Below are 12,307 nucleotides of genomic sequence, written 5' to 3' on the forward strand. Positions count from 1 at the left end.
CTTCTATAAAAAGGTATTATTTTTGAATTGTAGCAACCGCGCCCGCACCAACTGTACGTCCGCCTTCACGAATCGCGAAGCGTGTTCCTTCTTCGATTGCGATAGGGTTGATCAGTTCAACTGTAACTGTGATGTTATCACCTGGCATAACCATCTCAGTACCTTCTGGAAGGGAGATGATACCCGTTACGTCAGTTGTACGGAAGTAGAACTGTGGACGGTAACCAGTGAAGAAAGGCTTATGACGGCCACCCTCTTCTTTAGTTAGAACGTAGATTTGTGCTGTGAAGTTCGTGTGTGGTTTAACTGAACCTGGTTTCGCAAGTACTTGTCCACGCTCGATGTCTTTACGGTCAACACCACGAAGCAATGCTCCGATGTTGTCCCCAGCTTGAGCGGAATCAAGCAATTTACGGAACATCTCTACACCAGTTACGATGCATTTACGAGTTTCTTCAGCGATACCAACGATTTCAACTTCTTCTTGTACTTTAACAGTACCACGCTCAACACGACCAGTTGCAACTGTTCCACGACCAGTGATTGAGAATACATCCTCAACCGGCATAAGGAACGGTTTGTCAGTTTGACGCTCAGGAGTTGGGATATAAGTATCAACTTGTTCAAACAACTCGATGATTTTGTCAGCCCATGCACCATCTGGGTTTTGAAGAGCTTCACGAGCTGCTCCACGGATGATTGGAGTATCATCGCCTGGGAACTCATATTCGTTAAGAAGGTCGCGAACTTCCATCTCAACCAATTCAAGCAACTCTTCGTCTTCAACCATATCACATTTGTTAAGGAATACAACGATGTAAGGTACGCCTACTTGACGGGAAAGAAGGATGTGCTCACGAGTTTGCGGCATAGGGCCGTCAGCTGCGGATACAACCAGGATCGCTCCGTCCATTTGAGCAGCACCAGTGATCATGTTCTTAACATAGTCAGCATGTCCAGGACAGTCAACGTGTGCGTAGTGACGGTTAGGTGTTTCGTACTCAACGTGAGCTGTGGAGATTGTGATACCGCGCTCGCGCTCTTCTGGTGCTTTATCGATTTGGTCGAAAGCTACTGCAGCTCCACCGTATCTTTTGGACAATACAGTTGTGATAGCAGCTGTCAAAGTTGTTTTACCATGGTCAACGTGACCGATAGTACCGATATTAACATGCGGTTTGTTACGTTCAAATTTAGCCTTTGCCATTTTAAACGATTCCTCCTTAGAGTGACTATTAGTTTTATATTAAGCGCCTTTGCCTTTTGCAATAATTTCTTCTGCAATGGACTTAGGTACTTCTTCATAATGTGAAAGTTCCATGGAGTAAACACCACGGCCTTGTGTTCTCGAACGAAGTGTTGTGGAATAACCAAACATTTCGGAAAGAGGTACCTTAGCACGGATGACTTGTGCTCCATGACGGCTGTCCATACCTTCGATACGTCCACGACGGGAGTTAAGGTCACCCATAACATCGCCCATGTACTCTTCTGGTACAGTAACTTCAACCTTCATGATTGGCTCAAGAAGAACCGGTTTACATTTTTCTTTTGCTGCTTTAAGTGCCATGGATCCCGCAATTTTGAACGCCATTTCATTGGAGTCAACATCATGGTATGATCCATCGACAACAGTAGCTTTGATATCCACGAGCGGGAATCCTGCGATTACACCGTTTTTCATGGACTCTTCGATACCAGCTTGAATAGGTGCGATATATTCTCTAGGAATAGATCCCCCTACTACCTTGTTCTCGAAGATGAAACCAGTGCCAGCTTCTTGAGGTTCAAACTCAACCCAACAATGTCCGTATTGACCACGACCACCGGATTGACGAACGAATTTACCCTCAACTTTAGCAGCAGCACGGAATGTTTCACGGTATGCTACTTGAGGTTTACCTACATTCGTTTCTACTTTGAATTCACGAAGCATACGGTCAACGAGGATTTCAAGGTGAAGCTCACCCATACCCGCGATGATCGTTTGTCCTGTTTCTTCATCTGTAGAAGCACGGAACGTAGGATCTTCTTCTGCAAGTTTTTGCAATGCGATACCCATTTTATCTTGGTCGGCTTTCGTCTTCGGCTCAACAGCAAGCTGAATAACCGGTTCAGGGAAGACCATTTTCTCAAGGATAACAGGGTTCTTCTCATCACAAAGTGTATCACCAGTTGTTGTATCTTTCAATCCAACAGCCGCGGCAATATCACCTGCGTATACGATGCTGATTTCTTGACGTGAGTTCGCATGCATTTGCAGAATACGACCAACACGCTCACGTTTGCCTTTAGTCGCGTTAACGACATAGGAACCGGAGTTCAATGTACCAGAGTATACACGGAAGAAGGTAAGACGACCAACGAAAGGATCTGTCATGATTTTGAATGCAAGTGCTGAGAACGGTTGATCATCAGCAGACTTACGAATCACTTCAGTACCATCGTCAAGTACACCTTTAATGTCAGGTACATCAAGAGGGGATGGCAGGTAGTTAATAACTGCATCCAACATCAATTGAACACCTTTGTTTCTGTAAGAAGACCCTACGATAACTGGGAAGATTTTCACTTCACAGACACCTTTACGTAGTGCTCCTTTGATCTCATCAACAGTAAGCTCTTCACCTTCGAGATATTTCATTGTAAGCTCTTCATCAAGCTCAGCAACTTTCTCGATCAGTTCCAATCTTAATTCTGCAACTTGATCTTTGAACTCAGCAGGAATTTCAACTTTCTCGATATCCTTGCCAAGATCGTCTTTGTACATATACGCCACTTCTTCAACTAAATCGATGATACCTTTGAATTCATTCTCAGCACCGATCGGAAGTTGAATTGCAACTGCATTTGCACCAAGTTTTTGACGCATGGATTCAACAACTTGCAGGAAGTCTGCACCGATGATATCCATTTTGTTTACGTAAGCGATACGTGGAACGTTGTATTTATCAGCTTGTCTCCAAACTGTTTCCGATTGAGGCTCAACGCCCTCTTTCGCACTAAATACACCAACTGCTCCATCCAACACACGAAGGGAACGCTCTACCTCAACAGTAAAGTCAACGTGTCCCGGGGTATCAATAATATTGATGCGGTGACCTTCCCATTGCGCAGTCGTAGCGGCGGAAGTAATCGTGATTCCGCGCTCTTGTTCCTGTTCCATCCAGTCCATCGTAGCTGCACCTTCGTGCACTTCTCCGATTTTGTGAACTTTACCAGTGTAGTAAAGAATACGCTCTGTTGTTGTCGTTTTACCAGCATCGATATGAGCCATGATCCCGATATTACGTGTGTTTTTTAAGGAGAACTCTCTAGCCATAGGTCGTTATGTCTCCTTTCTGAAATTAGTTTTCTTATTCTACCAACGATAATGAGCGAATGCTTTGTTAGCTTCAGCCATTTTGTGCGTATCTTCACGTTTCTTAACGGAAGAACCTGTGCTGTTGCTAGCATCGATAATTTCGTAAGCTAATCTTTCTTCCATCGTCTTCTCACCGCGTAGGCGGGAGTAGTTGACCAACCAACGCAAGCCTAATGTCGAACGACGATCAGGTCTTACTTCGATAGGCACTTGATAGTTTGCTCCACCAACACGGCGAGCTTTTACTTCAAGTACTGGCATAATGTTTTTGATAGCTGCTTCGAACACTTCCATTGGCTCTTTACCTGTACGATCTTTCACGAGGTTAAAAGCATTGTATAAAATGGACTGTGCTACCCCTCTTTTTCCATCAATCATGATGCGATTGATAAGACGAGTGACAAGTTTGCTATTATAAATTGGATCTGGCAATACGTCTCTGCGAGTAACTGGACCTTTACGAGGCATAGTTATCCCCCTTTCTTATAAGAATCATCCCTGATTATTATCTCTTATTTTTTAACTTTCGGACGTTTAGTACCGTATTTGGAACGGGATTGCTTACGGTTGTTAACACCGGAAGTATCCAGCGCGCCACGCACGATGTGATAACGTACCCCTGGAAGATCTTTAATTCTACCTCCACGGATCAATACAACACTGTGTTCTTGCAGGTTGTGACCGATACCTGGAATGTAAGCTGTCACCTCTACGCGGTTCGTTAAACGAACACGTGCATATTTACGAAGTGCGGAGTTAGGCTTCTTAGGAGTCATAGTACCTACACGCGTGCAGACACCACGTTTTTGAGGTGCACTCAAATCCGTTGCTTCTCTTTTCAAAGCGTTAAAACCTTTTTGCAAAGCTGGTGATTTAGATTTATCCACCTTCGCTTGACGACCTTTACGTACTAGTTGGTTAATTGTTGGCATATCGCCACCTCCTCCCTACATTCATAACATGATGTTCTCTTGCAAGCCCACAGATCCAGGCGAGTCATAAATGAGCAAATAGAAAGTCCTTGCCATGGACAGCTGCAAAAGTCATGAAAACTTATGTATGCTAAGCCCACTAACAAAAACGTCATTAGCGTTTATTCATTTACAACAGCTGCTACCGCAGCTCCAACTTCAATTCCACATGCTTTACCTAGCATCTTCATAGAATCTACGTAGGTTACAGGTATTCCCTTCTGCGTACAGAGGGCTACCAGTTTTATCGTCAATCGCGGATCTGCATCTTTGGAAACAAATACTTCGACAGCTTGATCTTGCTCCACTATCTTCGTGACTTTCTTAGTACCTACACGTATATTCTTCGCCTGTTTGACTTTATCATAAGACATAAGGCACCCCCTTCAAAGAAAGGAAAGAATATCAACTTAGGCACACTACGATATATTAGCACTTTGAACTTCTAGTGTCAAGGAATAACTTCTCTTCCCCAACAACAATCTCATAGTTTCATATGAAAAATGAAAAGGGATTGCTCACTTCATTCAAAGTGAGCATCCCTCTCTCATTATATCGTCTTTATTCGACTGCGACCGTTTCTTTCTCAAGGTCCTCATCTTGCACGACAACTTCGTTAGGATCCGTGATACGGATATTCCGGTAACGAGGCATACCTGTACCTGCAGGAATGAGCTTCCCGATAATAACGTTCTCCTTAAGACCAAGCAATTGGTCAACCTTGCCTTTGATCGCTGCATCTGTCAAGACACGTGTGGTCTCTTGGAAGGATGCCGCAGATAGGAAGGAATCTGTCTCAAGGGACGCCTTCGTAATACCGAGCAAGATGGGTCTTGCTACAGCCGGCTCGTTGCCAGCGAACAAGGCTACTTTGTTAGCTGCTTCGTATTCATGAATGTCTACGAAGGAACCCGGAAGAAGCGTTGTATCTCCAGCGTCAACGATACGGATTTTCCGCAACATTTGACGAACCATAACTTCGATATGCTTATCGTTAATTTCTACCCCTTGGTTACGATAAACGCGTTGAACCTCTTGCAGAATGTAGTTCTGCACGCCGCGGATACCTTTGATACGAAGCATCTCTTTCGGATCGATAGATCCGTCCGTCAACTCGTCTCCAGCTTCCACTTGTTGATTCAATGAAACACGAACACGTGAACCGTAAGGAACTGCATATACTTTGGATTCCGCTTCGCCTTGGACTTCAATCTCACGACGGTCCTTCGCTTCACGGATCTCTTTGACGGTACCATCAATCTCGGAAATGATCGCTTGACCTTTCGGATTCCGAGCTTCGAAGAGCTCTTGAATACGCGGCAAACCTTGCGTGATATCATCTCCGGCAACACCACCGGTATGGAATGTACGCATCGTCAGCTGTGTTCCTGGCTCACCGATGGATTGTGCAGCAATAATACCAACTGCCTCACCAACCTCAACGAATTGGCCAGTAGCCAAGTTGCGGCCGTAACATTTTTTGCAAACACCATGATTCGTGCGGCAGCTAAGAACGGAACGAATTTGCAGTTTCTCGATGCCAGCTTCGATAATCGTGTCTGCAATACCTGATTCGATGAGTTCATTGCGTTGAACAATAACCTCACCTGTTTGTGGATGACGAAGCGTTTCATAGGCATAGCGCCCTTCAATACGGTCGTAAAGATCTTCAATAACCTCTTTACCGTCTTGAATTTTGCTAACCATGAAGCCTTTGTCTGTTCCACAATCATCTTCACGTACGATTACGTCTTGTGCTACGTCAACGAGACGACGAGTCAAGTAACCGGAATCGGCAGTACGCAGGGCTGTATCGGCAAGACCTTTACGCGCTCCGTGCGTAGAGATGAAGTACTCCAAGATCGTTAAGCCTTCACGGAAGTTTGATTTAATCGGCAACTCCATAATTTTACCGGATGGATTCGCCATCAAACCACGCATACCGCCAAGCTGTGTAATCTGGGATTTGTTACCCCGTGCTTTGGATTCAACCATCATGCTGATGGAGTTGTACTTATCTAGGGATTTCATCAAGATATCTGTGATTTCATCCTTCGCTTTACTCCAGATTGCAATGACACGGTCATAACGCTCTTCATCCGTAATCAAACCACGGCGGTATTGATTCGTAACTACGCGTACTTTCTCTTCGCAATCTTTGAGGATGGCTACTTTTTCAGTTGGAACAACAACGTCAGAGACAGCAACGGTAATACCCGCTTTGGTGGAATACGTGAATCCAAGCTCTTTGATTTTATCAAGGATCATCGAAGTTTGCGTTGTATGGTATTTGCGGAAACACTCAGCAATAATGGAGCCGAGATATTCTTTACCTACCGCTTTGTTCTCAGGACGATCAAGCATAATCGCTCTAAGATCAGCACCTTTTTCGAAAACAAAGTGAGCGTCAGGAATGCCATTCAGCAAATTCGTTTTGGTTGGCTCATTAATGAACGGGAAATCGCTAGGGAAAATCTCGTTCATAATAATTTTACCGATGGTTGTGATCAGAATTGCATTTTGCTGCTTCTCAGTGAAGCTAATTTTGTTCAAAGCTTTTGCAGGAATGGCAACACGTGCGTGCAGCGCCATTTTGCCCGATTGGTAAGAAGAAACAGCTTCGTGAACAGTTCTAATAATAGAACCTGCACCTTTAGCGAATTTGTTGTCCGTTGTCAAATAGAAGCTTCCCAGAACCATATCCTGTGAAGGCGTAACAACCGGCTTACCGTCTTTCGGATTCAAAATGTTGCCTGACGCAAGCATCAGCAAACGAGCTTCAGCTTGAGCTTCAGAGGACAATGGTACGTGAACGGCCATTTGGTCACCGTCGAAGTCAGCGTTGTAAGCTGTACATACGAGCGGATGGAGCTTAATGGCGCGGCCTTCAACCAGAATCGGTTCGAAAGCTTGAATACCAAGTCTATGCAGCGTAGGGGCACGGTTCAGAAGAACCGGGTGCTCCTTGATGACTTCTTCAAGAACATCCCATACATCCGGGCTTACGCGTTCTACTTTGCGTTTCGCACTCTTGATGTTGTGAGCCAAACCTTTATTCACAAGCTCTTTCATAACGAAAGGCTTGAACAATTCAAGTGCCATTTCCTTCGGAAGACCACATTGGTACATCTTCAGGTTAGGACCTACAACGATAACGGAACGTCCGGAGTAATCGACACGTTTACCGAGCAAGTTTTGACGGAAACGGCCTTGTTTACCTTTCAGCATATGGCTGAGGGATTTCAAAGGACGGTTACCAGGTCCTGTTACAGGGCGGCCGCGACGACCGTTATCAATAAGCGCATCGACCGCTTCTTGAAGCATCCGTTTCTCATTTTGAACAATGATATCCGGAGCCCCTAGGTCGAGCAATCTTTTGAGACGGTTGTTACGGTTGATAACACGGCGATACAAGTCATTCAAGTCGGAAGTCGCGAAACGACCGCCGTCGAGCTGTACCATCGGGCGAAGCTCAGGAGGGATAACTGGAAGTACATCCAGAATCATCCAACCAGGCAGGTTTTTGGAGTTACGGAAAGCTTCCATAACTTCCAAACGCTTAATCGCACGATTACGGCGTTGACCTTGCGCTGTTTTGAGTTCTTCTTTAAGCGTATCTACTTCACGTTCGATATCGATGTCGACCAATAATTTCTTAACGGCCTCAGCACCCATACCAGCTTGGAAAGCATACCCGTACTTCTCACGGTAACTGCGGTATTCTTTCTCGGAAAGCAGCTGCTTTTTCTCCAAAGGCGTATCACCTGGATCCGTAACAACATAGGAAGCGAAATAGATAATTTCTTCCAAGGATCTTGGAGACATATCCAGCGCAAGCCCCATGCGGCTCGGAATACCTTTGAAGTACCAAATGTGAGATACCGGAGCAGCAAGTTCAATATGACCCATGCGCTCACGACGTACTTTCTGGCGTGTTACTTCAACGCCACAACGGTCACAAACGACGCCTTTATAGCGAACACGTTTGTATTTACCGCAATGACATTCCCAATCTTTCGTAGGCCCGAAGATCTTTTCGCAGAAAAGACCTTCTTTCTCAGGCTTTAAGGTTCTGTAGTTAATCGTTTCCGGCTTCTTTACTTCCCCACGGGACCAAGAGCGAATTTTATCGGGTGATGCCAAGCCGATTTTCATAAACTCGAAGTTGTTAACGTCCATCAAGGAGCAACCCTCCTTTAAGAATTTAAACCCACTATGCAGTGAATCGTTCTCGATCTATTGTGGTGTTCTTTATTCGTTGACTCCTAATTCAGAGCCCTCTAAGTTTAGGTTTAATTTATCGCTAGTGACTTCGTCATCATCGTCGGCTTCTCGCATTTCGATCTCTTCTTCATCGCCGGACAGGATTTTGACATCCATCCCCAAGCTTTGAAGCTCTTTGATCAAAACTTTGAATGATTCCGGAACACCTGGTTCTGGAACATTTTCACCTTTGACGATCGACTCGTATGTTTTCACACGGCCTACAACGTCATCTGACTTCACGGTAAGGATTTCTTGCAGTGTATAAGCCGCTCCGTATGCCTCAAGCGCCCATACCTCCATCTCCCCGAAACGTTGTCCACCGAACTGCGCTTTACCACCCAGTGGCTGCTGAGTAACAAGGGAGTAAGGTCCTGTAGAACGGGCATGGATTTTATCATCAACCATGTGCGCCAATTTGATCATGTACATGACGCCAACAGTAACTTCACGTTCGAACGACTCACCCGTACGACCATCGTACAGAATCGTTTTGCCGCTGCGCTGCATGCCGGCTTCTTCCATCGCATCGAACACGTCATACTCACGCGCTCCATCGAATACTGGAGTTGCAGCATGGATACCGAGGTACTTGGAAGCCATACCTAAGTGAACTTCAAGCACTTGACCAATGTTCATCCGTGAAGGAACCCCTAGTGGATTCAAAACAACTTCAACCGGCGTACCATCTGGCAGGAAAGGCATATCTTCTTCAGGAAGAATACGTGCTACTACCCCTTTGTTACCGTGACGTCCCGCCATTTTATCGCCTTCGGAAATTTTCCGTTTTTGTGCGATATAAACGCGTACGAGTTGGTTAACGCCTGGAGGCAGCTCATCGCCATTCTCACGAGTAAATACTTTCACGTCTACGACAATACCATCTGTACCATGCGGTACGCGAAGGGATGTATCACGAACTTCACGAGCTTTCTCTCCGAAGATTGCATGCAGCAATCTTTCTTCCGCTGTCAGCTCCGTTACACCTTTCGGTGTTACTTTACCAACAAGGATATCGCCAGCGCCGATTTCGGCACCAACACGGATGATACCACGCTCATCAAGGTTCTTCAGTGCATCTTCCCCAACGTTCGGAATATCGCGTGTGATTTCTTCAGGTCCAAGCTTCGTATCACGAGCTTCGGACTCGTATTCCTCGATATGAATCGAAGTGTACACATCTTCTTTTACAAGCTTCTGGCTAAGCAAGATCGCATCCTCGTAGTTGTAACCTTCCCAAGTCATGAAAGCTACGACAACGTTACGTCCAAGTGCCAATTCACCTTGTTCTGTTGATGGTCCATCCGCAAGAATATCTCCCGCTTTGATCAATTGTCCTTTTTTCACAATCGGACGTTGATTGATACAAGTACCTTGGTTGGAACGCATAAATTTGTGAAGCTTATATTTGACGATGTTGCCACTAACTAATTTGCCATCTACCAGTTCCTGGCGACGCAGCCAAATTTCGTTGGCAGCAGCTTTCTCAATAATTCCATCAAATTTGGATACAATACATACTCCTGAGTCTTTAGCTACCTTATGCTCCATACCCGTACCTACGAGAGGTGCTTTAGGGATAAGCAAAGGAACAGCTTGACGTTGCATGTTTGAACCCATGAGCGCTCTGTTGGAGTCATCATTTTCGAGGAACGGAATTAGCGCCGTTGCGACGGATACAACTTGCTTCGGAGAAACGTCCATGTAATCGACACGTTCAACCGGCAGCGTTAAGTTATCATCCTTGTAACGAACGATAATGGCATCTTCAACGAATTTGTTTTCTTCCGTCAATTCTGCGTTCGCTTGAGCGATAACATAGTTATCCTCTTCATCAGCAGTCAGGTACGCGATTTGATCGGTAACCAGACCCGTCTTCGGATCTACCCAACGGTAAGGAGCCTCAATGAAGCCATACTCATTAATACGGGCAAATGTCGACAACGAGTTGATCAAACCAATATTCGGTCCCTCAGGGGTCTCAATAGGACACATACGGCCATAGTGAGAGTGATGGACGTCACGCACTTCCATCCCTGCGCGCTCTCTCGTCAAACCGCCGGGTCCGAGTGCAGATAGACGTCTTTTGTGCGTCAATTCAGCAAGTGGATTCGTTTGGTCCATAAACTGAGAAAGCTGGGAACTACCGAAGAACTCTTTAATAGATGCAATAACAGGTCGAATGTTGATCAAAGCTTGCGGCGTAATAACATTCGCATCTTGAATCGACATACGCTCACGTACAACACGCTCCATACGGGAAAGACCGATACGGAATTGGTTTTGCAGCAATTCACCTACAGAACGAAGACGACGGTTGCCCAGATGATCGATATCATCCGTATTCCCGATGCCATGAAGCAGGTTGATGAAGTAGTTAATGGATGAAATGATATCGGCAGGCGTAATATTCTTCACTGCTTTATCAATCACACCATTGGAAATAACTTTAACAATCTTGCCTTCTTCTGTTGGTGAGTAAACATTGATGCACTGAACAGGGATTGTGTCCGCGCCAGTTACACCTTTTGGGATCGTGAATTCTTGATAGCCTGCTCCTTTTTCAATAAAAGGAAGGATTTCATCAAGCACACGACGGTCAAGCAATTGTCCAGCTTCTGCAATGATTTCACCCGTTTCGGAATCCACCAATGTTTCTGCCAAACGTTGATTAAACAATCTATTTTTGATGTGTAATTTCTTGTTGATTTTGTAACGCCCTACATTCGCTAGATCATAACGCTTCGGATCAAAGAAACGAGCAACGATCAAGCTTCTTGCATTATCAAGTGTAGGAGGCTCGCCCGGACGAAGACGCTCATAGATTTCGATTAACGCTTTTTCCGTAGAATCCGTGTTATCTTTATCGAGCGTATTGCGGATGTACTCATTATCACCGAGCAAATCCAGAATTTCAGCATCTGTGCCGAAACCTAAGGAACGAAGCAAAACAGTTACTGGAATTTTACGCGTGCGGTCAATACGAACATAGATGATATCTTTCGCATCAGTCTCAAGTTCGAGCCAAGCTCCACGGTTCGGAATAACGGTTGCGGTGTAAGTTTTTTTGCCGTTTTTATCCACTTTCGTGCTATAATAAACACTGGGTGAACGAACGAGCTGGGAGACGATTACACGCTCCGCACCGTTAATAATGAACGTTCCCGTGTCAGTCATGATAGGGAAATCCCCCATGAACACTTCTTGTTCTTTGACCTCGCCGGTTTCCTTATTAATCAAACGGACTTTGACTCTTAACGGCGCCGCATAGGTTACGTCGCGTTCTTTGGATTCATCAACTGAATACTTAGGATCGCCTAAGCTATAGTCAATAAACTCCAGTACCAGGTTCCCTGTAAAATCCTGAATCGGAGAGATATCCTGAAACATCTCACGAAGTCCCTCTTCCAAAAACCACTCATACGATTTTTGCTGGATTTCAATCAGGTTTGGAATGCCCAGCACCTCATTAATTCGTGCATAAGTCCTGCGTTTACGTCGTCCAAATTGAACAAGATGTCCCGCCAACTTTCATTCACCCCTCAACTCTACTCAATAAATAAAAAGAAAGAAGAAAAACTTCGACCGACGTACACTCAGGACGCCTCCGTTAGTGGAGCCCGTCCGAATAAGCGACTGTATGGATGAAGGTTTTTCTCTGTCATCACTAAAACTTTTCCAAATATTTCTTCTCATCCTGTTAGAGTTT

The 12,307-nt window shown here is 45.1% G+C and carries 7 protein-coding genes; all 7 read right to left on the minus strand.

The features are described from left to right. Positions 1–16: 16 nt before the first annotated feature. Positions 17–1,207 (minus strand): elongation factor Tu, encoded by a 1,191-nt coding sequence (tuf, locus tag BC351_RS30125; protein WP_079418023.1) that lies wholly within the window; start codon positions 1,205–1,207, stop codon positions 17–19. Between the two features lie 39 nt (positions 1,208–1,246). Continuing rightward, a complete protein-coding gene (gene fusA, locus BC351_RS30130) occupies positions 1,247–3,322 on the minus strand; it encodes an elongation factor G (protein ID WP_079418025.1) in 2,076 nt (691 codons plus the stop codon). A gap of 39 nt (positions 3,323–3,361) precedes the next feature. Further along, entirely contained in the window at positions 3,362–3,832 is a 471-nt protein-coding gene (gene rpsG, locus BC351_RS30135; protein WP_047683198.1) for a 30S ribosomal protein S7, read from the minus strand. A 44-nt stretch (positions 3,833–3,876) separates the two neighbouring features. Further along, positions 3,877–4,296 carry a 30S ribosomal protein S12 gene (rpsL, locus tag BC351_RS30140; RefSeq protein WP_028557500.1) on the minus strand — a complete coding sequence of 140 codons (420 nt, stop codon included), beginning with the start codon at positions 4,294–4,296 and terminating at the stop codon, positions 3,877–3,879. Positions 4,297–4,457: 161 nt separating this feature from the next. Beyond that, positions 4,458–4,709: a ribosomal L7Ae/L30e/S12e/Gadd45 family protein gene (locus BC351_RS30145; RefSeq protein ID WP_079418027.1), complete on the minus strand. Its 252-nt coding sequence runs from the start codon at positions 4,707–4,709 to the stop codon at positions 4,458–4,460. Positions 4,710–4,896: 187 nt separating this feature from the next. After that, positions 4,897–8,517 carry a DNA-directed RNA polymerase subunit beta' gene (gene rpoC / locus BC351_RS30150; protein WP_079418029.1) on the minus strand — a complete coding sequence of 1,207 codons (3,621 nt, stop codon included), beginning with the start codon at positions 8,515–8,517 and terminating at the stop codon, positions 4,897–4,899. A 69-nt stretch (positions 8,518–8,586) separates the two neighbouring features. Further along, positions 8,587–12,126: a DNA-directed RNA polymerase subunit beta gene (gene rpoB / locus BC351_RS30155; RefSeq protein WP_079418031.1), complete on the minus strand. Its 3,540-nt coding sequence runs from the start codon at positions 12,124–12,126 to the stop codon at positions 8,587–8,589. Positions 12,127–12,307: the final 181 nt, after the last annotated feature.

Source organism: Paenibacillus ferrarius, assembly GCF_002027705.1.
Classification (GTDB): Bacteria; Bacillota; Bacilli; order Paenibacillales; family NBRC-103111; genus Paenibacillus_E; species Paenibacillus_E ferrarius.